Raw genomic sequence first — 20,671 nt, 5'->3', positions numbered from 1 at the left:
TCTGTATCGGATTGGTATGGATGGGTGGGTTCTCGTTCGTCACTTCGTGGCGACGCTCTTGAACCCGCGCAGGCGGAGGCTGTTGCCGACGACGAAGACGCTGGAGAACGCCATCGCCGCGCCTGCGAGCATGGGGTTGAGCATGCCCAGCGCTGCGACTGGGATCGCGGCGGTGTTATAGGCGAATGCCCAGAACAGGTTGGTCTTGATCGTCGAAAGTGTCTTCCGAGACAGACGGATCGCGTCGACCGCGGCCCGCAGGTCGCCGCGGACCAGGGTGATGTCGGAGGCCTCGATCGCGACGTCCGTGCCGGTGCCCATCGCCAGGCCCAGATCGGCCTGCGCGAGCGCGGGGGCGTCGTTGACGCCGTCGCCGACCATCGCGACGATCTTGCCCTCGCCCTGGAGACGGGTGACGACGTCGACCTTGTCCTTGGGCAGCACCTCGGCGATGACCTCCTCGATGCCGACCTCGGCGGCGATCTGGCGGGCCACGGCCTCATTGTCACCGGTGAGCAGCACCGGGGTCAGGCCGATCTCCTTGAGCCCGCGGATCGCCTCCGCGCTCGTGGGCTTGACGGTGTCGGCGACGACGAGGATGCCGCGCGCAGCACCGTCCCAGCCGATCGCGACGACCGTCTTGCCTTCACCCTCAGCTTGAGCCTTCGCCCGTGCGACCTCCGGAGAGAGCTTCTGTGACCAGTCGGCCAGCAGCGACTCGCGTCCGACGACGACCGGGGTGCCCTCGACGATGCCCTGCACGCCCTTGCCTTCAACATTGGCGAAGTCCTCGGGCGTGGGCAACTGGCCGACTTCCTGGGTGGCGCCCTTGGCGATCGCCTGCGCGATCGGGTGCTCCGAGGAGTCCTCCAACGCACCCGCGAAGCGCAGCAGCTCGGCACGGTCCACACCGGATTCGGTGATCACATCTGTCAGGGTCATCTTGCCGCTGGTGACGGTACCGGTCTTGTCGAGCACGACGGTATCGACCTTGCGGGTGGACTCCAGCACCTCTGGGCCCTTGATGAGGATGCCCATCTGCGCCCCGCGGCCGGTGCCGACCAGCAGCGCGGTCGGAGTCGCGAGTCCCAGCGCGCAGGGGCAGGCGATAACGAGCACGGCGACCGCTGCGGTGAACGCGGCGGCGACGGGGAATCCGGCTCCCAGCCAGGCGCCGAGGGTGATGAACGCGACGACGATGACGATCGGCACGAACACGCCGGAGATCGTGTCAGCCAGACGCTGCACCTCGGCCTTGCCAGTCTGCGCATCCTCGACGAGCTTCGCCATCTGCGCAAGCTGCGTGTCCGAACCGACACGGGTCGCCCGCACGACAAGGCGGCCGCCCGCGTTGACGGTGGCACCGGTGACCGAGTCGCCCTCGCGGACCTCGACCGGTACGGACTCGCCGGTGAGCATGGAGGCGTCCACCGCGGAGGAGCCGGAGACCACGATGCCGTCGGTGGCGATCTTCTCACCCGGACGAACGATGAACTCGTCGCCGACCTGGAGGTCAGAGGTGGGGATCTTCACCTCAACGCCGTCGCGGAGCACGGCGACTTCCTTCGCGCCGAGCTCCAGGAGGGCGCGCAGCGCGGCCCCGGCCTGGCGTTTGGAGCGCTTCTCGAAGTAGCGGCCGGCGAGGATGAACATCGTCACGCCCGCGCCAACTTCGAGATAGATGTTCGCCGCGCCATCCGAGGGAGCGATCGTGAACTCGAACGGGTGCGTCATCCCGGGTGTGCCAGCGGTTCCGAAGAATAGTGCGTAGACGGACCACAGCAGTGCGACCGAGGTGCCCATCGAGATGAGTGTGTCCATCGTCGCGGTACCGTGCTTGAGGTTCGTCCATGCGGCCTTATGGAACGGCCAGGCTGCCCAGATGATCACCGGGGCGGCAAGCGCGAGTGAGGCCCACTGCCAATATACGAACTGCAGTGCGGGGATCATGGCCATGGCGATCACGGGAACCGTGAGCACAATGGCGCCGACTAGCCGATGGCGCAGCGAGGTGAGCTCAGTGTCTTCCTCCTCCCCGGCCTCGGTCTCCGACGTGTTCGCCGTGGTGCCCTTGGGCTTGGGCAGCGCAGCCGTGTAGCCGGTCTTCTCGACCTCGGCGACCAGCAGGCCCGGATCGTAGCCGGCAGGCACGGTGACCTTGGCCTTCTCGGTGGCGTAGTTGACCGTGGCCGCGACGCCCTCGAGCTTGTTCAGCTTCTTCTCGATCCGGTTCGCACAGGAGGCGCAGGTCATCCCGCCGATCTCCAGCTCGATGTCCGGCCCACCGATGGGGGGCGCTAATGTACTCATCCTCTTCCTTCTCTCTTCATCTCTCGTGCGACGCCAGGCCCTGCGGGTCAGTGGCCGCCGGTATGCGAATCGTCTGTCTGCGAGCCGTCACCATGCTCGGCGTCGATCACGAACTCGGCGGTGTGCACCTGCCCATCGACCTGGAAGTCCAGGTAGAGCAGGTAACGGTCGGCGGTCGGGGCCTCCGCTGCGAATCCGATCTCGGGTCCGGCCGTGTCCCTGGCCTGGGGCTCGTCGCCCTCGGCGTGGACGTGCAAGTAGGCGAGGTCGCCTTCGCGCAGCGCCACCAGGTGGCCAAACGCGCCCAGGTAGGGCTCCAGCGTGGTCACCGGCTGACCGTCGCGCTCGACCGAGATGGTGAGCTCGCTTGAGGTGCCGGCGGTAAGGTCGCCATTCAGGGAGACGGTGTATCCGTCGACCTCGTCGGTGGTCTGTGACTCGGTCTCAACAGGGGCGAAGTCGCCCGCCACCTCGACGGCGCGAGTCAGGGTGATCCCTTCGGCTCCCTCGCCCTCGGGTGTGAAGTCGGCGTACACGCGGTAGGTGCCCGCCTCGTCCCAGGTCCACGGCACCGACCAAGTGCCTGTGCTCGTGTCAAGCTCGGGGTGCACGTGCTGGAAACCAGTACCATCGGTGCGAACGGCGATCAGATGCAGGTCCTTCTCGTGCGCGGTAGTGTACTCGGTCACCGCTTCGCCGGACTCGTCGAGGATCTGGAAACTCAGGTCTCCATCCTCGCCTGCAGCCGTGGGAGCCTGGACTGGGGAAAGTACGAAGCCGTCCGCGCTTGCGGAGACCCCGTTCAGAGTGGGCTCCGCAGTTTCTTGCGCAGCGCCGCCGTGTCCTTCACCGTGTGTGTTCACGTCACTTCCTTCTGCCCATGCTGCTACGAAGCTGTCAGGAATGACGGCGCCGGCAAGGCCGAAGGCCCCGCCGAACGCCACCACCAGCCCGGCCCCGTAGAGCGCAAGCCGTCCTCCGGCCTTCATCAGACACGCACCGCCGAGTAGCCGGCCTCCTCGACCGCCGCGAGGACCTTGGCATCGTCAATCTCGCCCTCGGCGGTGACGTTAAGCTTGCCGGTCTGCGCGCTGACCTGGATGTCCTGGACGCCGGGGATCTCACCGACTTCCTCGCGGACCGACATCTCGCAGTGCCCGCAGGTCATGCCCGTCACCTGGTAATTGTTCGAAGCCATTATGTATCCTCCTTGTGTCTCTGTAGTACCCCTACCGGGTACCTGTACAAGTCAACAGTATACCCCTGGCAGGTATTCCGCAAGAAGGGGGTGGTCGTATGAGCCACATCGCACGCGTGCTGCAGACGATGGCTGGAGCGTCCGACATGCGCCTCGTGGCGAAACGATGCTGCGGGGCGACCCGCTGGACGGTGTCGCTGCGCGTCGGAGAGTAGTGGTCCCGGTCTAATGAGAACCGTGGACTTCCTTGCCACGTCGGCGAAGGCAGTGACGACCGGTACGGGCCGGACACCACCAAACACCGATCAGTCGCTGGTGCTCATGGTACGAAGCCGGCCATGTCAACTGGATTCGCAGGCGTTCGAGATTGGTGAGTGGAACAGACGAATCCCAGCTGGAGTGCTCAGTTACGCCGGAGACAGTTAGCAGCCCCTGTGCAGGCATTAGTCAGGAAAAATAACCCCTCACAGGTTGCTGGCACTGACGCTTTTAAAAACAAAGGGTTCGGCGCACTCGTGCAGGCGGCCCGGGAGTCTCAGGAAGTCTTCGAAACCATCACGGCAGATCCAGGCAACCTCAATAAGTTCCTGGAGGTGCTAGCGCACATGATTGTCGCCGCCAAGGACGAGCAGCAGTCAAAGTAATCATCACGATAGGCACCCTGTATTAGTGATTACCGGTAGGGGTGCCCTCATCTAGTAGTTACGTGGCGAGAACGGATGATTACCGTAGGAGTTGCACTCTTAGTACTCTGAAGTGTTCGTATTCGATTGACTCAGAAATCATTAACGAGTTCTAGCCCTGCCTGAGGGGCGAGAGGCAGGGCTAGAACTTATACATAGTGGCCGTTCGGGGGGAAGCAGCCTATAACCATTGTGCGGAGCTTCGACAAAAGTCACAAGGGATTGTTCACTCCAGTGAGCATTGGCAGTGAGGAAGAAAGTACTGGGGTTTATCTATGTGGTTTCTCTTTAAAGGCTCTTTGGTTATCTGTAGTCCTGGAGGCTGTGGTGCTTGGAGTAGTCCTGGTTGCCTCGGTGACAACCAAGCCTTTGATTTGGACGGCAGTACACATGAGTACCGCTAACCCCTATGATCCATAGTCGATGTCTTGTATCTATGCAGGATACTCTGCGGTTTTAGCATTTGTTGCAATATATTTCAAACACTGTTACTGCAGGTAAAACATATCTTTATGTGTGTCTCGCACAAAATGACAGTCATGTGTTTTACAGTTGAGAGATACTAAAGACGAAAGAAGGCCACTCGGCGGCAACCAAGTGACCTTCGCTTATCACCCAGTAGTAGCTGGGGGAAAGCATGTGCATGATTCTATCTAATGATTCCTCTCCGGGCACTTTGACCGGTGCGCGTGTTGGTACGCCATCTAGAGTGCGCCAGGATTGCGCAGGTCTAGATGATACTCCGGCAAGTCAGCTTGACCGGGAAAAACTCCTCCAGCATCTTGGGCGTGATGCGCTACACGGTTCTATCAGCCGTGACTTTCAAAGTGCTTACCGTGTCGTGGTAGATGAAGAAACCGGTAAGAAGCGCAGCGTTCCGAGACTTTATCGCACTGATTCGGAGAAACTCGGTCGATGTGAATACGTCATGCTGACGAATAAGCAATATTCTGCGGTTATGGTTATTGATGTTGACCAGCCCGGAGAATCTGGAGGCCATCCAGTTCATCTCAATGCTTATGTTAAAAGCGTTATCTTCGCCCTTGTCCAGCGAGGCATTGGGCCAGCATGGGCCGGGATTAATCCGCTAAGTGGTAAAGCTCAGTTTATTTGGCTGATTGACCCGGTGTATACCGGCAAAAATAAGCATTCCAGCAATATGGAGCTGCTAAAAGCTACGAGCCAGGAGTTAGGCGCTCTTCTCGCACATGACCCGCACTTTGCGCACCGTTTTAGTCGTAGTCCTTTTTATACTGGTAAGTCAGTAGAGGCATATCGCTGGTATCACCAACACGATCGCGTCATTCGCCTCCAGGACTTTCTAAGGCAGGTGCGTGAGATGGCTGGACACCCTCAGTACGGTAAAAACATGCGTCAGCAATTTAGCTCTGGTCGTGAACTCATCAATGCAGTGAAGGCTCGTCGAGAAGAAGCCCAAGCCTTCAAAGCTCTTGCAGAAGATGTTGAAAACGAAATAGGCGCAGGACTTGATCAATATGACCCAGAACTGATCGACGGCGTCCGTGTCCTTTGGATTAGTCAAGGGTGCGCGGCCCGTGATGAAACGGCGTTCCGCCATGCTTTAAAGACCGGACACCGGCTCCGTGCTGCTGGACAACGCCTCACCGATGCGGCCATCATCGATGCCTATGAGCATGCGTACAACATTGCGCAGCACGTGGGCGCGGCAGGACGGCGTAGTGAGATGCCGCCTATGCGTGACCGCCAGACGATGGCTAGACGCGTTAGAGGCTATGTTACCCAATCTAGGAACAATGAAGTGTCCTGGGTTTAGTTCCGATCATTTCTAGAGAAGGATTGGAATCATGCCAAGGAAGCAGCCGTGAACGTAAGGTTCGGCCCCGTCGAAAGTAGTAGCCCGGCTCCCGCCGAGGCCGCCCAGCAGGACCCGTGGAATAGTGCTCCGGACCGTGGCGGATTCGGGCAGAATGACGGTTCAGAACCACCGTTTTAAGCCTGCCTGAGGAGACCGAAACATGAAGAAGCTAACCGCCGTTATCGCCGTTGCCCTGGCCCTCCCCCTCGCTGCTTGTAGCAACGCCAAGTATGAGCAGGGGGCTGAGTACCTGACAGAGAAGGGTTACCCGATGGACGCTGAGACATTCCAAACCTTCGCAGATGGTACGTGCGAGTCCGTCAAGGACAGTGACAAAGGGGCCGAGGAGTCGATGGAAGCTAACGCTCAGTCACTGCAACTAGTCGGCATGGACAAAGAGGAGGCAGAGTGGGTAGTCGCAACCTCGGTCTCCATCGTCTGTCCGGAGGTCATCGACTGGTAGTCGAATAAGTGTTCGGCATTGGTCGCACGCGTATTCTACACTAGACGGCGCGTTGACCGCGACACGAAAGAGGCGATTATCGACTCGTGCTTGAGCTTGAGAACCAAACGGTAGCCGAGGCGTTCACACTACGCGAGAGTGTCCGATTGTTTGTGTGCGGGGGCTTGGTTTACAAGTAATCCGCGAATCGGTCAGGGTAAGCCACGGCTAGTTGGTTGATGACTTGTTTCCATCCGGTGGCTTTCGCTCCTTCAATATAGCCGTTGCATTCGATGTCGCGTTTCGCTTTCTTGGCTCGCTGGGCGGCGCGCTTGTCCTCGATATTGCAGATCATCAGCCACGACATTGCCTCTTCCGACTCGTGGGCCGACTTGGTTGCCGGTTCGGTGACGGTGCGGATGCCGAGGCTCTAACCTGTGTGCTCCGGCAGGTTACCGCCCCGGACCTCGTAGCGGGTCTCGGGGCGGTAATCGATTCGATGGGGGATGACAGGACGGTTCGATCCGCTAAGGGGGCCTCGACTCCACGTAGCGTTTTCGGTGCGTGATTCGTTTCGCGAGTCTGCGTCAGGAGTTGAGTTCGTCGTCCGTCGAGCTTTGAATCCACATCGGAGCGAAGCTCTCCGGACTTTCCATGTGCCGGGGCGTGGTGTTTCGATTGACTACCCCGCGAACCCTTACCGTGGTCTTCTGCTCCAGCCAGTTGAAAATGTGTCGCAAGTCGTAGTCCTGCTCCGACACGGACACCTGAAGTTTGTAGTTCATCTCGGCATCCGGGTTGAGCCGTTCACTATTCTTCGGAACCGCTAGTGTGACTTGGTACAAGTCGGAGTCCAGCGCTTCTTTTTCTACGCCGAGAAGCTTGCCAACAAATGTGTCCTTTTCCGGTTCAATTTGCACTGTCAATCGATTGGCTGTCTCAGTGAGCAAGTCGTGGCAGGACGCAGAGAACTCAAAGTGACGTGGAAGGCTGTTCGCACCGACAGTTTGACTGTGGGAAGGAGCCCACTCGAACTCGGTTGTCGCATCATTGGAGCCTTCAGAAAGAATTTCAGCGATTCCTACGATGAGTTCTCTGCTTACGCCTTGATTGACCATTTCGCGTAGGTCGTCGTCTTGGAGGTCGAACGTCGGTGGCTGGATAACGAACTCGTTGACTGCCTGAAGCGCCTTGGCTAGGGAAGACGTCATCACGCGCTTTTCGTCCGGAACCATCACTGGCAGTGCGTTGTCAACAGTAGGTTTGCCCAGCTTGACGTACACAGGGAGCTTGTAGGACCCCTTCTCCGTGAAGCCCGCCATGACTGATTCGTAGCGAACCTCATCAGCGGCAGACAAGTTTCCAACCTGAGCCGTTTGCTTTATTGCAGTATGCGCGACAGCTCGCCAAATCCGGTCTGCCCCAGAGAGCAGGTCGTTAACGACCTTAAGCTGGGCCGCGGATACACCGAAGTCGGTATCGGTTCCGACGTTGGAGCGAAACTCGCTGACATCCACATTCCACAGCAGTAGACGGCGTCGCAGAATGTCAGGACTTATCTGTTCCCAATACGCCAAGCGCTCGACAGTCGCTTCAAGTGCCCTGGGATCATCGTCAAATGATTTTGGTACTGCCACTTGGGTTTCGGGCTGACCTTTACGAGACCACAACTCGCCAAGTTCACCCCGGGAAACAGCGGACCACTCATGTTGGGCCAGCCATTCCGTAAGGTTGGAACGCTCAAGTGTGAAGCTCATGGCTTAAACACCTCCCCCAAAAGCGCTAATAGCGACATCGTGCCAGTCACGAATGGAATGAGATGTCACGCGATCTTCCGTTCCTAAACTCACGACTTTGGACTGGGCTTCCATATACAGGTTGTTCTTCGCGAAGTCATCGACCCGGGTCCAATACCCGCGGACAGGGAAACTCAGCAAGTCGTTATCATGGTTTGCCCATTTCCCGTCCGGCGAGTTGATAACCACCAGAACCAGAATTACTGGGATCTTCGACTCAGCCCATTTCTCAAGCCACTCCTTGTGGAGAGGGAACGAGAAATTGTCTTTCCAGTACTTCTCCTGAGTTGTGCTTTTCAGCTGCACACGCAGGTTAGTCTCTCGAAAGACGATGTCCCCGTCAATTGCCTGATAGTCCTGGCGGTGCGTGATGAACTGGAACCCATCCTGGGCGCAAACCTGGGCTACGTAGGCAGCAGAAAACTCTTCGGAACGCGCAGTCATGCCGATAGCAGCATCGAGAGGGTGCAACGTTCTCTCGTCAAGCTTCGGCAGTGGGTTCACGCTTCGAATGATAACGGGTACTGCTAGACAGGGAAGGTGCGGCATGAGGAAAAATCTATCTAGAGCTTCGTCCCATAACCATAACCTGGGAAAAGCGCCAACATTGCCTCCTCGCTTAGTGCCGTGAGGGCCGGGATTGTAATACTGCATATCCTAAATTGAGCAAAGGTTCTCACCCCAAACTGTCGAGCACCTCCCCGAGAAGACTGGGGAGCATGACCCACCACAATGCAGGCGCGCTCTGGTCACCGCGTACTTCGCCCTTACAACTTTTCGCCCCGTGTCAGCACGCAGCTTTCAACGCGTCCCTGTACTCGGTGGTCCAACTTCTATGCACTCGCTGCAAGGTGGAGCTTGCAACCACCGAGGTGGGTGAGCAAGTCAACTATTTCCAAAAAAGGAAAATGTTGGCGCTGAGCAGGAGAAACGGGTGATGGTTTAGGGGTTACTTGGGCAACACATACCCACCGTGCCATCACAGCCCCTCGGACGTGTAAGCAACGTGCTGCCGCGTGCAAGTGGCCCCCTCTCTTGCCACTCCGAATCGGCGCTAAGATGCACCTGCGCAGCAGTGTGAGTTTAGAGGGGATCGTAATCTCACATTCATTTCCTAGATAGCCCCGCTCCGGCAATAGGTGAACGGTGTCGTCTCGGCGACCTGGTCAAGTCGGCAGTTCGATAGCGCCCGGCTAACGGCTCAAGTAAAGCAGGAATCACCGACCGCGCGACACCGGGCAAAAAGTGTCGAAAGTCGTCCGTTTTTGGCAGTTCAACACCACCGCGCGAGTGTGGACAATTCGCAGCAATCCACTACCCGGGACTTGACCAGGAGTTTTCTGAAACCCCCCTTTTGCGTCAATCCAACCCCAGCACATCGAGGGCTTTTGGAGTCAGAGCGAGCTCTAAAGGGCGTTTCTTCACAGCGACGATAAGGCCGCTTTCCTGGAGTTCCGTCACGTGATCGCGAACGGTATTCCAGGAACGGTTGAGGTATTCCTGCAAGTCTCTTGCTGCCACCGGTGCATCGGGGCCGAAGAGCTTGGCTTGGCCAAGAATGAAAAGAATTTGGCCTTGGTTTTCGGGTAGTTCTACCTTCGCTGCGTTCTCACGCAGTGAATGAAGCGATGCCAGTTTTTCCGTAAGGGACTTTTCGAGCTGCTCTTGAGCGTCGGTCAAAATCGTGAGCATTTTGAGCAGGAAGAAGGTTCCTTCGCCTCGATTGAGAGGTGCCTCTGTCTCCTCGAACGCTTTGTAGTACTTGGCGCGCTGGATGGAAAACTGGTGCGATACTGACATTGCAGTGGGGGCGGACAGCGCCTTAATCAGGGCGAAAGCCAAGAGAAAGCGGCCGATGCGGCCGTTTCCGTCGTAGAACGGGTGAGTGTATTCGAACATGAAGTGCCCCATGAAAGCATTCACCAGGCGGTGGCTGTCCACGTTTTGCGTAGCAAGGAAGGTCTCGAGTCTCGCGGTGATTTCGGCTTCGTCCGTCGGGGCGGCATGAATCTCTTTCTGTCCATCGTGAATCGAAACTGAGTGGGCACGGAATAACTGACCGTCAGGCTTGTCGCTATCGGCAATCTCGTCGGCCAGAAGTTCGTCGTAAAGCGAGCGAAGCGCTTGTGGTGACTGGGGGAAGGCCCGTGCATCTTCCCGGGGAAAGAGCAGAGATGAGTACAAGGCTGCCATTTCGCGGAATCGCTTGTGCGCGGTTGTCCGTGGTTGCTTCAGTGCTTCGGCGATTTCCTGGCGAGTGGAGCGAATACCTTCGATGCTGTTCGTTGCCTTGATCTCTTCGATAAGGAGGTCGCTCAGGTAGTGGCTCTTGGCGGCATCGGGAAGTGATGCCCATTCAGGGGCGATCCGTAGTTCGTTGCTCCACACCTGCTCAATCGCTTCCACAACCTCGTTCGTATGCACGACAAACAAGGGGTGGTCGCCCACGTTGAAGTCCCAGGTGACCGTCGCGGGCGAGGAAAGACGCAGCTCGTGCTGCTCCTTTGCGATTTTTTCACCGTGTTGATGGCTGTGGAAGACCTGTTTTAGCTGCTTGTAGGGGCTCATGTTGCGAATTTCCCTGGTTGTCGGGGTGCAATTTAGAGACCTATCTTAAGCCTGTATTTTGCAAAAAGCCCGCATTTTGAAAAATACGGGCTGGGGGAGCGGCTGTAAATTGCAGTTTTGGTGTTAGCTCAGCTCCGTGATCTTGGCGAGCACGTCGGCTGCGGGCGGGTTGGTGGCGTGGGTGCCGTCGGAGTAGAGGACGGTGGGCACGACGCGGTTGCCGTTGTTGACGGACTCGATCCACTCGGAGATGGATTCGGTGCCGGGGGCATCGACATCGACGATCTCGACAGAGCCCTCCGGCAGGTCGGCGCGATCGAGGTCGGCGATGAGCCGAGAGCAGAACGGGCACCAGGAGGCGGCGAAGACGGTGACGGGGGAGGTCGTTTCCGGGGTGGTAGCCATTGTTATTGGGCCTTTTGTTCGAATCGTTGGAAGCGGTAGCGCAGCGGAGAGTCCTCAACGCCCTCGATAGTCACGCGGCCGCGATCAGAGGTGAACCAGTCAGTTTCGCTGACCAGGTCGAAATCCTCGGTGATCTGGGGAGCGTACACGGCATCGTGGGGGAGGTAAGGGGCGAGGTGGACGTCGATAAGCGTGCGCTCGATGACGTCGACCTCGTCGAGCGTGGCTTCATAAAGTTGAGCCCCGCCGATGATCCATGCGTCTGCGTCGAAGTCAGGCAGGTCGCGGTAGACGTACGCGCCCTTCGACCACGTGCCTGCTTCGCGCGAGGAAATGATGATGTTCGTGCGACTCGGCAGCGGTTTGATCGGCAGAGAATCCCACGTGCGACGACCCATGATGACCGGGCCGCCCAGCGTGGTCTCCTTGAAATGCTTGAGGTCCTCCGGCAGGTGCCACGGCATGCCCGCACCGTTGCCGATGATGCGGTCGACGGACTGGGCCCAGATTGCGCCGACCATTCTTATACCGAGACCTTCGCCGTGATTGTCGGGTGCGGGTCGTACCCGGTGACCGCAATATCCTCGAAGCCGTAATCGAAGATGGACTCCGCCTTGGTGAGCTCCAGCTGCGGGTACGGGCGCGGATCGCGCGACAGCTGTTCTTTGACCTGCTCAATGTGGTCGTTGTAGATGTGGCAGTCGCCGCCCGTCCAGATCAGCTCGCCGACCTCGAGGCCCGCCTGCTGCGCGAACATGTGGGTGAGCAGAGAATAGGACGCGATATTGAACGGCACGCCCAAGAACATGTCCGCGGAGCGCTGGTAGACCTGCATGGACAGCTTGCCGTCGGCGACGTAGAGCTGGAAGAGCAGATGGCACGGCATGAGCGCCATCTTGTCTAGCTCCGAGACATTCCACGCCGAGACCACGTTGCGGCGTGATTCCGGGTCGCTGGTGAGCAGGTCGAGCGCATTCTGGATCTGGTCGATGTGCTGGCCGTCCGGGGTCGGCCAGGAGCGCCACTGGACACCGTAGACCGGGCCGAGCTCGCCATTTTCATCCGCCCACTCGTTCCAGATGCGGACATTATTCTCCTGCAGCCAGCGGACATTCGAATCGCCCTTCAGGAACCACAACAGCTCGCCCACGACGCCTTTGAAGTAGACCTTCTTCGTGGTCAACAAGGGGAAAGAATCGGCGAGGTCGTAGCGCAGCTGCTTGCCGAACACGCTGATCGTGCCGGTGCCGGTGCGGTCGGACTTCGGAGCGCCAGTCTCAAGGATTTCGCGCAGCAGATCTTCGTACGGGGTGGGGATGGTCGTCCCAGTCATTCACTCACTCTTTGCGGGGTCGTGCGGGGGTGTGGTGCGGCTACTTGGCGATGCCTTCGTAGCTGCCGTGCTCTTCCTTATACGCCGCAGCGTGCTCAAGAATTTCATCGGCGAGCTCCGGGCGGCAGATCAGCAGGTCAGGGACATAGGTGTCCTCGTTGTTGAAGCGCACTTCGGTTCCGTCAAGGCGGGTGGCGTGAAGGCCAGCTGCCTTAGCGACGCCCACCGGGGCAGCCTGGTCCCATTCGTACTGGCCGCCGGCGTGAATATAGGCGTCGTAATCGCCGAGCAGCACGTGCATGGCCTTCGCGCCGGCAGAACCGATGCCCACGGCCTCGAAGTCCATCTTCTCTGCGACGTACTTCGCAACAGCTGGCGGACGGTTGTGCGACAGGGCGATCTTGCGGGACAGCGGGCCCTCGACGTGGCGCACGTCGGAGGACTTGAACACCACACCCAGGTCCGGCAGGCCGACCGCGGCGTGGGTGGGCACACCATTTTCGACGAGCGCGATGTGCACCGCCCAGTCCTGGCGGCCGGTGGCGAATTCCTTCGTGCCGTCCAGTGGATCCACGATCCATACGCGCGGGTTGTCCAAGCGAGCCAGATCATCGACCGCCTCCTCGGACAAGAAGCCGTCATCTGGGCGGTGCTGCGCCAGCACACGCGCGATCCAGTTCTGGGCGAGATCGTCGCCTGCCTCCCCCAACTCGCGGCCGCGCAGTAGGCCCACACCGCGGATGCCCTTGAGGATTTCGCCGGTGCCAAGCGCAATGAGGTTAGTCAACCGTGAGTCCGAGTACGTTGCCATCATGGCCTAGACCTTACCGCGTGCGCGGTGTCCTCGTGCGCTGTGTTAGGCCACATTCGCTTACTGTTACGCTGGGGCCGCGATCGTGTCTCTATGGGAATTAGGTGAGGGGCTTATGACGGGTGGCAATGATCTTGAAAGCCTCATTGATGAGTTGAAAAACATTGGTGCCGACTGGAATGCCCTTGAAGAGAAAGAAAAAGCAAAGGACCCCACTAGTGAAATCTTGCGTGCTTTCGACATCGGGGACGGAAGGACTTTGCTCATCGGACTGAGTGAGGCAGACACCGAGGTTGATGCGGAGACCTCCGGTACTGCCCGTGAAATGAATGACGAAGCTGGAGATTCTTCACCGGATCAAAGAGTGCTCCCGTCAAAAAGCTATGCTGAGCGGTCCGCGACGCTGAAACTCTACGTTAGGGATAAGGAACTGCTTCATCAATTAAAGCGCGCTGCATTCGAACAAGATATTAGCTTGTCTGCGCTGTGGGAGGAATGGGCTACTGAGTGGTTAAAGAAGCAGTCCTGACAGTTACCTCTCTGCGTATTCAGCAGTTCTGGCACCAGCAAAATTGAGCCGAAGTTGCGAGGGTGAGCGGGGCCGACCCGAGATAAACGCCAAGACGCCACAGTTGGAAATACGAATCCAAGGTGTGCGCGAATGCCGACAACCATGCTGACTGTGGCACTCCAACCTTCGTGGTGCCTGAGTCGAACGACCTGTCCATTCACCACGGTACTGTCGCCGTCTCGAAACACGAGGTGAACCCGTCAGTGGCGCCAACATAACACTTAACTTCCCACATAACATAACACCTGTGGGAAGTTAAGTGTTATGTTGACGTTTTTGCAGTTAGAGACGTTTTTCGGTTTGCCGTCTCACTTAACTTCCCACATAACATCCCACAAGTGTTAAGTAGTGGGAAGTTAGGTGTTATGTTCCGGCCGTCTATGGTGAAGGCGTGCCTGACAGACCTTCTGACCATCCCTCAAACGGGGAAACTGGTCGCATTCTCGACCGCTTCCATCCGCAGGTGGCCACGTGGTTCGAGGAGGTCTTCGCCGCGCCGACTCCGGTGCAGGAAGGCGCGTGGAAATCGATCTCGGAGGGGGAGAACACCCTCGTTGTTGCCCCGACGGGTTCCGGTAAGACGCTGGCGGCTTTCCTCTGGTCGCTCAATTCGATGGTGCAGCGCTCCGGCCAGCAAGCCCTGCATTTCGACGACAATGTGGCGCTCCAGCGCACCACCACGGGAACGCGCGAGGGCGTGCGGGTGCTCTACATTTCGCCGCTCAAAGCCCTCGGCGTGGATGTGGAGAATAACCTCCGCGCACCTCTCACCGGCATCGCCCGTGTGGCGCAGCGCATGGAGCTGGACATGCCGGACATCTCCGTGGCTGTGCGCTCCGGCGACACGCCACAGGCGGAACGCAACCGGCAGGCCCGCAAACCGCCGGACATCCTCATCACCACCCCGGAGAGCCTTTACTTGATGCTCACCTCCAAGGCCGCGGGGATCTTGAAGACGGTGGACACAGTCATCGTGGATGAGATTCACGCGCTCGCCGGCACCAAGCGCGGCGTGCACTTGGCGCTGTCGTTGGAACGCCTCCGTCGATTAGCGGGCGATTTCCAACGCATCGGCCTGTCCGCGACGGTGCGGCCGTTGGACGCGGTGGCGAATTTCTTGGGCGAGCGCACCACGATCGTGAACCCGCCGGCGGAAAAGAAGTGGCAGCTCGACGTCCACGTGCCCGTCGAGGACATGAGCGACCTGCCGGTGCCGGAGGAGGGCTCGCCGATCGGGGACGCGGTGATCGACACCTCGTCCATTTCCGACGATGTGCTCGACTTCAACTTGGACGGGCCCGAAGAGAGGAAGGACCTCGCTCCACCACCGACCCCGGGGCAGTCGTCGATCTGGCCGCATATCGAGGCGCAGCTCTACCAGGAGGTGATGGCGCACCAGTCGACCATCGTCTTCGTCAACTCCCGCAGGACAGCTGAACGGTTGACCAGCCGCCTGAACGAGATCTGGGCGTCCGAGAACGACCCGGACGCGCTCAGCCCGGACACGCGCCGCCCGCCGGCACAGTTGATGAAGTCGGTGGATGTGGCTGGCGAAGCCGCGCCCGTCATCGCGCGAGCCCACCACGGGTCGGTCTCCAAGGAAGAACGCAAGGCGACAGAGACTGCGCTGAAAGAAGGCACGCTGCGCGCGGTCGTGTCCACTAGCTCGCTCGAGCTCGGCATCGACATGGGCGCGGTGGACCTGGTCGTGCAGGTCGAATCCCCGCCGAGTGTCGCCTCGGGTCTGCAGCGCGTGGGCCGCGCCGGGCACTCGGTCGGTGCGGTCTCTGAAGGCTCGTTTTATCCGAAGCACCGCTCGGACCTAGTCCAAACTGCGGTGACGGTGCCGCGCATGCGCCAAGGTCTCATCGAGGAGCTCCACACACCGAAGAGCCCGCTCGATGTGCTCGCCCAGCAGACCGTCGCCGCTGTCGCGGTGGAGGACCTCGAGTTGGATGACTGGTACGAGACCGTCACTCGCGCCTGGCCCTACCGCGACCTAGCCCGGGAAGTCTTCGATGCTGTCATCGACCTCGTCATTGGCATCTACCCGTCCACCGATTTCGCGGAGTTGCGACCCCGCGCGATTCTCGACGGCACGACGCTCAAGGCCCGCCCCGGCGCCCAGCGCGTCGCCGTCACCAACGCGGGCACCATCCCGGACCGAGGCATGTTCGGAGTCTTCCTGGTCGCGAGCGATCAAGAAGGAGGACAAGGGCCGCGCCGCGTCGGCGAGCTCGACGAGGAAATGGTCTACGAGTCCCGCGTCGGCGACGTGTTCACGCTCGGCGCGTCGAGCTGGAGGATCGAGAACATCACGCGCGACCAAGTGCAGGTCTCTCCCGCGCCGGGCCACACGGGGCGCCTGCCGTTCTGGAATGGCGACAGCGCCGGCAGGCCGTATGAACTCGGTCTCGCGCTCGGCGCATTCCGCAGGGAAGCGAAGAGCGATCCAGCGATCATCGACGCGAGCCTCGACACCTACGCCCACGGCAACCTGCTGAAATACCTCGAGGAGCAGGAAGAAGCGACCGGGATCGTCCCCGATGAGAAGACGCTCGTGCTCGAGCGGTTCACGGACGAACTGGGGGATTGGCGCGTAGTGCTGCACACGCCGTTCGGCAAGGGCGTCAACGCCGCGTGGGCGCTGGCCACGGGATGGCGCGTGGCGCAGGAGACAGGCATGGACGCCCAAGCGGTCGCGGGCGATGACGGTATCGTGCTCCGCCTACCGCAAGGGGAGAAGGAACCCGACGGCTCGATCTTCGCGTTCGACGCCGACGAGATCGCCGACATCGTCACCGAGCAAGTGGGCAATTCCGCGCTCTTCGCCTCCCGCTTCCGTGAGTGCGCCGCGCGCGCTTTGCTCCTGCCTCGCCGCAATCCAGGCAAGCGCGCACCGCTCTGGCAGCAGCGGCAACGCGCAGAGCAGCTTCTCGACGTCGCCCGCAACTACCCGTCCTTCCCGATCATCTTGGAGACGGTCCGCGAGTGCCTCCAAGACGTCTACGACTTGCCTGCGCTGCAAGATGTTATGCGCAACCTGTCCACCCGCCGTATCCGCGTCGCGGAAGTGACCACGGACCAGCCGAGCCCGTTCGCCTCGAGCCTGCTGTTCAACTACACCGGTGCGTTCATGTACGAAGGCGACACCCCGCTCGCCGAGAAACGCGCCGCGGCGCTCGCGCTCGATCCGTCGTTGCTCGCGAAATTGCTCGGCACCGTCGAATTGCGTGAGCTTCTCGACGCCGACGTGATCGCCGAGGTCGATGCCTCCCTGCGTCAACTCGGAAAGGCCGAGACTTCGGAGCAGTTCGCTGACACGCTCCGCATCGTCGGACCCGTTCCCGTCGATGAGCTCGAGCTCTACACCTCGGTTCCCGTCGCGGCACTCGAAGAGAGCCTGGGCAAGCGGATCATGCGCGTGCGCATCGGCGGCCGTGAGCATCTCGCCCAATCACTCGATGCGCCATTGCTTCGCGACGGCCTCGGCGTCCCCGTCCCGCCCGGCATCGCCGCCCAGGTGGCCACGATCCCGGATGCGCTCAGCCAGCTGGTCAGCCGGTGGGTTCGCACACGCGGGCCGTTCACCCTGCGCGACCTCGCCGCCGCATTCGGTCTGTCCGTCGGTGCTTCCTATGAGACGTTGAAGCGCCTCATCGAGAACGGCAAGGTCATCGAGGGCCATTACCGCCAGGGCGTCGACGAGCAGGAATACATGGGGGCAGAGGTCCTGCGGATCGTGCGCACACGCTCGCTCGACGCCGCTCGAGCGCAGACCCGCCCGGTCTCCCAGTCGGCCCTTGGCCGCTTCATGCCCGCCTGGCTCAATATCGCTCCGGCGGGGCAGCGGCCGGCACTCCGCGGCGCCGACGGCGTCTTTTCTGTCATCGAGCAGCTCGCCGGGATCCGTCTGCCCGCCAGCGCGTGGGAGTCGATGATCCTTCCCAGCCGCGTCGGTGACTATTCCCCGGAGATGCTCGACGAGCTCACGTTGTCCGGTGAAGTGCAGATCGTCGGGGCCGGTAAAGCCGGTGCACGCGACCCGTGGATCATGCTGCTTCCCGCCGACTATGCCGCGCAGCTCATTCCCGTTCCGGAAGAGCCGCTGCTGAGCCTCACTCAACAGCGCGTGATGGACAAGATCAACGTCGGTGGCGGTTATCTCTTCGCCGACCTGCTCGGGCCCGCATCAGAATCGTTCACCACCTCCGATGAACTCCGCGAATCCATGTGGGACTTGGTTGAAGCTGGACTCATCGCGCCCGATTCCTTCGCGCCGATCCGCGCGCGCCTGGCCGGCGGCAAGCACGGAAAGACGGCCCACCGCGCGAAGCGTCGGCCGTCGCGAAGCCGCATCCGTTCCGGCCGCACGACATTCGCCAACGTCACGCCGCCGGACATGACGGGACGCTGGGCCGCGACGCCCACGCCAGACACCGACCCCACGCAGCGCTCGCTCGCGCACGGCGAGGCGTGGCTCGACCGCTACGGCGTGGTCACCCGTGGCAGCATCGTCGCCGAGGACATCGTTGGTGGGTTCGCCCTCGCGTATAAATCTCTTTCCGGATTCGAAGAAGCCGGAAAGGCCATGCGCGGCTACCTCGTTGAGGGGCTCGGCGCGGCGCAATTCTCCACGCCTGCCACCATCGACCGTCTGCGCGGCCACCAGGATTACGACGACCTCGTCGGCTGGCCGTCCGGTACGAAGGAACCCAAGGTCTACGTCCTCGCCGCCACCGATCCCGCCAACCCGTACGGCGCGGCTCTCCCATGGCCCGACACCGGACCCACCCGCTCGGCGGGAGCACTCGTCGTGCTTATCGACGGCCTGCTCGCCGCCCACATCACCCGCGGCGGTAAGACAATGACCACCTTTTTCGACGGTTTCCCCGAAGACACCGCCACCGAGGATGAATTGCTCACCATGGTCGTGGGAGCACTCACTGACGCGGTGGCGGCGGGAAGGTTGTCACCGTTGACCGTCGAAAAGCTCAACGGCGAGCCCGCATTCACTCTGAAGAATCACGGTGCCGGCGCATCCCCGCGCGGAGCGAAGATTGGTGGAAAAACTGTTGCCGCACCGAAGCGGCGGGGACGGACGGTCGCCGACGCGATCAAATCGATGGAGCTGGGCGGGGACCTTGATTTCGACGATCATTGACGGACAATCGCCGCAGACCCTAGAATGTAGTCACGTTACTACTTGAGGGGGTTATGATGACGTATCTCATGTCGGCCCGAGAATTCAATCAAGGGCTTAGCCAGGCGAAACGTGTGGCATTGGAAGCGCCAGTGGTCATCACTGACCGGGGGGAACCGTCACACGTACTCATGTCTTACCGGGAATATGAAAAGCTGACACACTCTCCCGAAAGTTTCGTGGAAAAACTACTGATCGAAGATCCAGTCGACGTGGAGCTTGAGGACGTTCAGCTGGGATTACGCCCTGTGGAATTTTGATGTATCTCCTCGACACAAACGTCATAAGTCAGTTCCACAAACCTCAACCGGACAGAGGAGTTCTTAACTGGGTGGGGAAACATAACGAAGCGGACTTTTCATTTCCGTAGTCACTGTCATGGAGATCGAAATCGGAATCAAGCGACTCGGGCGGCGCGATCCAGAACAGGCAAGACGGCTCCAGAGATGGTTAGATCAATCGGTCCTCAAGGGATTTGAAGGGCGGATTGTGCCGATTGATCTTGATACGGCCCGGCGCTGTGCCGCAAGCCACGTGCCGGATCCCGCTCCGGAGAGGGATGCCCTCATCGCAGCCACCGCGTCCTCACGTGGATTCACGGTGGTGACCCGCAATGAAAAGGATTTCCGTCGATTGGGCGTGTCAGTGTTGAATCCGTTCGGAGCGCCAGATGCCTGAAGGAGATTCCGTCTACCAGCTGTCCAAACGGCTGCAGTTCATGACCGGGCGTGAGGTGACGGCGTCATCGTTGCGTGTACCGCGGTTCGCTACCGTCGACTTCACCGGCATGACAGTGGAGCGCGTGTGGCCGTACGGCAAACACCTTTTCATGCAGTTCGGGGCCGCCGGGTTTGAGCCGCAGATCCTGCACACGCACCTGAAGATGGAAGGCACGTGGTCCGTGCACCGTGCTGGGGCTCGCTGGTCGAAGCCCGGCCACACCGCGCGCGTCGTGCTCCAGCTTTTCGACGACGCCGGCGACATCGAGCTCGTCGGCCACTCCTTGGGGCTTGTCGACGTCTTCCCCGCGCGCGAGTATGAGGCCGAGATGGGCTACCTCGGACCTGATCTTCTGGCCGACGACTTCGACCACGACGAGGCGATGCGCCGCATCCTCGCCGACCCGGACCGGGAGATCGGCAGAAGCTTGCTCGACCAAAACCGCGTCGCCGGCATCGGCAATGAATACCGCGCCGAGATCTGCTTCCTCGGCGGCGTCCATCCGGCGCGGACGGTGGCTGAGGTGGGGGAGCAGGGCGTCGACAAGCTTCTGCGCATTGCACGCCGCCTGATGTGGGCGAATAAAGATGAGGTCAAACGCGTATCCACTGGCGTGAAGCGCGCGGGCGAGACCGCCTACGTGTTCGGGCGCAACAAAAAGCCCTGCCGCCGGTGCACCACCTTGATCACCAAGGGGTTTCTGGGCGGACAGGGCGATTTAGAGCGCGTGATCTGGTGGTGCCCCAGCTGTCAGCCGGAGCCTGCTTCACAAGCCGAGTAAGGTGAGAGGTTCC

At 60.4% G+C, this 20,671-nt stretch carries 18 protein-coding genes and 1 pseudogene; 8 read left to right on the top strand and 11 right to left on the bottom strand.

Annotation, left to right across the window (positions count from 1 at the left end; genetic code table 11):
* Nucleotides 1–39 precede the first annotated feature (39 nt).
* From J5Y21_RS04685 to J5Y21_RS04675, 3 genes are all read right to left on the bottom strand, one after another.
* The gene (locus J5Y21_RS04685) at nucleotides 40–2,310 is read right to left on the bottom strand and encodes a heavy metal translocating P-type ATPase (RefSeq protein ID WP_070478511.1); all 2,271 of its coding nucleotides are present in this window, start codon (nucleotides 2,308–2,310) and stop codon (nucleotides 40–42) included.
* A 47-nt stretch (nucleotides 2,311–2,357) separates the two neighbouring features.
* Complete coding sequence (locus tag J5Y21_RS04680) at nucleotides 2,358–3,173, bottom strand: hypothetical protein (RefSeq protein WP_083290899.1); 816 nt, start codon at nucleotides 3,171–3,173, stop codon at nucleotides 2,358–2,360.
* Nucleotides 3,174–3,298: 125 nt separating this feature from the next.
* Nucleotides 3,299–3,508 (bottom strand): heavy-metal-associated domain-containing protein, encoded by a 210-nt coding sequence (locus J5Y21_RS04675; RefSeq protein ID WP_070478508.1) that lies wholly within the window; start codon nucleotides 3,506–3,508, stop codon nucleotides 3,299–3,301.
* A 434-nt stretch (nucleotides 3,509–3,942) separates the two neighbouring features.
* Between J5Y21_RS04675 and J5Y21_RS04670 the strand changes: the two genes are divergently transcribed.
* From J5Y21_RS04670 to J5Y21_RS04660, 3 genes are all read left to right on the top strand, one after another.
* Nucleotides 3,943–4,152: a hypothetical protein gene (locus J5Y21_RS04670; protein ID WP_070478506.1), complete on the top strand. Its 210-nt coding sequence runs from the start codon at nucleotides 3,943–3,945 to the stop codon at nucleotides 4,150–4,152.
* Between the two features lie 682 nt (nucleotides 4,153–4,834).
* Nucleotides 4,835–5,986 (top strand): replication initiation protein, encoded by a 1,152-nt coding sequence (locus J5Y21_RS04665; protein ID WP_210573287.1) that lies wholly within the window; start codon nucleotides 4,835–4,837, stop codon nucleotides 5,984–5,986.
* 202 nt (nucleotides 5,987–6,188) lie between these two features.
* Nucleotides 6,189–6,491, top strand: a complete 303-nt coding sequence (locus J5Y21_RS04660; RefSeq protein ID WP_210573285.1) for a DUF732 domain-containing protein — start codon at nucleotides 6,189–6,191, stop codon at nucleotides 6,489–6,491.
* Nucleotides 6,492–6,660: 169 nt separating this feature from the next.
* Here J5Y21_RS04660 and J5Y21_RS04655 read toward each other — a convergent pair.
* From J5Y21_RS04655 to J5Y21_RS04620, 8 genes and pseudogenes are all read right to left on the bottom strand, one after another.
* Nucleotides 6,661–6,834: pseudogene (locus J5Y21_RS04655) on the bottom strand (IS256 family transposase); the annotation flags it as partial.
* Nucleotides 6,835–7,057: 223 nt separating this feature from the next.
* Entirely contained in the window at nucleotides 7,058–8,227 is a 1,170-nt protein-coding gene (locus J5Y21_RS04650; RefSeq protein ID WP_210573283.1) for a hypothetical protein, read from the bottom strand.
* Between the two features lie 3 nt (nucleotides 8,228–8,230).
* Complete coding sequence (locus tag J5Y21_RS04645) at nucleotides 8,231–8,770, bottom strand: DUF4365 domain-containing protein (RefSeq protein WP_210573281.1); 540 nt, start codon at nucleotides 8,768–8,770, stop codon at nucleotides 8,231–8,233.
* Nucleotides 8,771–9,625: 855 nt separating this feature from the next.
* The gene (locus J5Y21_RS04640) at nucleotides 9,626–10,834 is read right to left on the bottom strand and encodes a Fic family protein (RefSeq protein WP_210573279.1); all 1,209 of its coding nucleotides are present in this window, start codon (nucleotides 10,832–10,834) and stop codon (nucleotides 9,626–9,628) included.
* Nucleotides 10,835–10,957: 123 nt separating this feature from the next.
* Nucleotides 10,958–11,239: a glutaredoxin domain-containing protein gene (locus J5Y21_RS04635; RefSeq protein ID WP_210573276.1), complete on the bottom strand. Its 282-nt coding sequence runs from the start codon at nucleotides 11,237–11,239 to the stop codon at nucleotides 10,958–10,960.
* Between the two features lie 2 nt (nucleotides 11,240–11,241).
* Nucleotides 11,242–11,760, bottom strand: a complete 519-nt coding sequence (locus J5Y21_RS04630; RefSeq protein ID WP_210573274.1) for a dihydrofolate reductase — start codon at nucleotides 11,758–11,760, stop codon at nucleotides 11,242–11,244.
* Between the two features lie 2 nt (nucleotides 11,761–11,762).
* Nucleotides 11,763–12,572 (bottom strand): thymidylate synthase, encoded by an 810-nt coding sequence (locus J5Y21_RS04625; protein WP_210573272.1) that lies wholly within the window; start codon nucleotides 12,570–12,572, stop codon nucleotides 11,763–11,765.
* Between the two features lie 40 nt (nucleotides 12,573–12,612).
* Nucleotides 12,613–13,386: a 3'(2'),5'-bisphosphate nucleotidase CysQ gene (locus J5Y21_RS04620; RefSeq protein ID WP_210573270.1), complete on the bottom strand. Its 774-nt coding sequence runs from the start codon at nucleotides 13,384–13,386 to the stop codon at nucleotides 12,613–12,615.
* A gap of 112 nt (nucleotides 13,387–13,498) precedes the next feature.
* Between J5Y21_RS04620 and J5Y21_RS04615 the strand changes: the two genes are divergently transcribed.
* The 5 genes from J5Y21_RS04615 (at nucleotide 13,499) to J5Y21_RS04595 (ending at nucleotide 20,658) form a co-directional block, all read left to right on the top strand.
* Nucleotides 13,499–13,912 (top strand): hypothetical protein, encoded by a 414-nt coding sequence (locus J5Y21_RS04615; RefSeq protein WP_210573268.1) that lies wholly within the window; start codon nucleotides 13,499–13,501, stop codon nucleotides 13,910–13,912.
* A 433-nt stretch (nucleotides 13,913–14,345) separates the two neighbouring features.
* Nucleotides 14,346–19,118 (top strand): DEAD/DEAH box helicase, encoded by a 4,773-nt coding sequence (locus J5Y21_RS04610; RefSeq protein ID WP_349236938.1) that lies wholly within the window; start codon nucleotides 14,346–14,348, stop codon nucleotides 19,116–19,118.
* 56 nt (nucleotides 19,119–19,174) lie between these two features.
* Nucleotides 19,175–19,417: a type II toxin-antitoxin system prevent-host-death family antitoxin gene (locus J5Y21_RS04605; protein ID WP_210573266.1), complete on the top strand. Its 243-nt coding sequence runs from the start codon at nucleotides 19,175–19,177 to the stop codon at nucleotides 19,415–19,417.
* Between the two features lie 118 nt (nucleotides 19,418–19,535).
* Nucleotides 19,536–19,835 (top strand): type II toxin-antitoxin system VapC family toxin, encoded by a 300-nt coding sequence (locus J5Y21_RS04600; protein WP_246874943.1) that lies wholly within the window; start codon nucleotides 19,536–19,538, stop codon nucleotides 19,833–19,835.
* Entirely contained in the window at nucleotides 19,828–20,658 is an 831-nt protein-coding gene (locus J5Y21_RS04595) for an Fpg/Nei family DNA glycosylase (protein WP_210573263.1), read from the top strand. Before J5Y21_RS04600 ends, J5Y21_RS04595 begins: the two co-directional genes overlap by 8 nt.
* Nucleotides 20,659–20,671 lie beyond the last annotated feature (13 nt).

The sequence above is a fragment of the Corynebacterium sp. Marseille-P3884 genome, assembly GCF_017942225.1.
GTDB lineage: Bacteria > Actinomycetota > Actinomycetes > Mycobacteriales > Mycobacteriaceae > Corynebacterium.
This window is presented reverse-complemented; position numbering and strand designations above follow the sequence as displayed.

Excerpts from the sequence above, each read along its gene's own strand:
- J5Y21_RS04660 (WP_210573285.1), top strand. The coding sequence starts at position 6,189 with ATGAAGAAGCTAACCGCCGTTATCGCCGTTGCCCTGGCCCTCCCCCTC.
- J5Y21_RS04650 (WP_210573283.1), bottom strand. The coding sequence starts at position 8,227 with ATGAGCTTCACACTTGAGCGTTCCAACCTTACGGAATGGCTGGCCCAA.
- J5Y21_RS04600 (WP_246874943.1), top strand. The coding sequence starts at position 19,536 with ATGGAGATCGAAATCGGAATCAAGCGACTCGGGCGGCGCGATCCAGAA.
- J5Y21_RS04685 (WP_070478511.1), bottom strand. The coding sequence starts at position 2,310 with ATGAGTACATTAGCGCCCCCCATCGGTGGGCCGGACATCGAGCTGGAG.
- J5Y21_RS04605 (WP_210573266.1), top strand. The coding sequence starts at position 19,175 with ATGACGTATCTCATGTCGGCCCGAGAATTCAATCAAGGGCTTAGCCAG.
- J5Y21_RS04635 (WP_210573276.1), bottom strand. The coding sequence starts at position 11,239 with ATGGCTACCACCCCGGAAACGACCTCCCCCGTCACCGTCTTCGCCGCC.
- J5Y21_RS04625 (WP_210573272.1), bottom strand. The coding sequence starts at position 12,572 with ATGACTGGGACGACCATCCCCACCCCGTACGAAGATCTGCTGCGCGAA.
- J5Y21_RS04615 (WP_210573268.1), top strand. The coding sequence starts at position 13,499 with ATGACGGGTGGCAATGATCTTGAAAGCCTCATTGATGAGTTGAAAAAC.
- J5Y21_RS04630 (WP_210573274.1), bottom strand. The coding sequence starts at position 11,760 with ATGGTCGGCGCAATCTGGGCCCAGTCCGTCGACCGCATCATCGGCAAC.
- J5Y21_RS04665 (WP_210573287.1), top strand. The coding sequence starts at position 4,835 with ATGATTCTATCTAATGATTCCTCTCCGGGCACTTTGACCGGTGCGCGT.
- J5Y21_RS04675 (WP_070478508.1), bottom strand. The coding sequence starts at position 3,508 with ATGGCTTCGAACAATTACCAGGTGACGGGCATGACCTGCGGGCACTGC.
- J5Y21_RS04595 (WP_210573263.1), top strand. The coding sequence starts at position 19,828 with ATGCCTGAAGGAGATTCCGTCTACCAGCTGTCCAAACGGCTGCAGTTC.
- J5Y21_RS04640 (WP_210573279.1), bottom strand. The coding sequence starts at position 10,834 with ATGAGCCCCTACAAGCAGCTAAAACAGGTCTTCCACAGCCATCAACAC.
- J5Y21_RS04620 (WP_210573270.1), bottom strand. The coding sequence starts at position 13,386 with ATGATGGCAACGTACTCGGACTCACGGTTGACTAACCTCATTGCGCTT.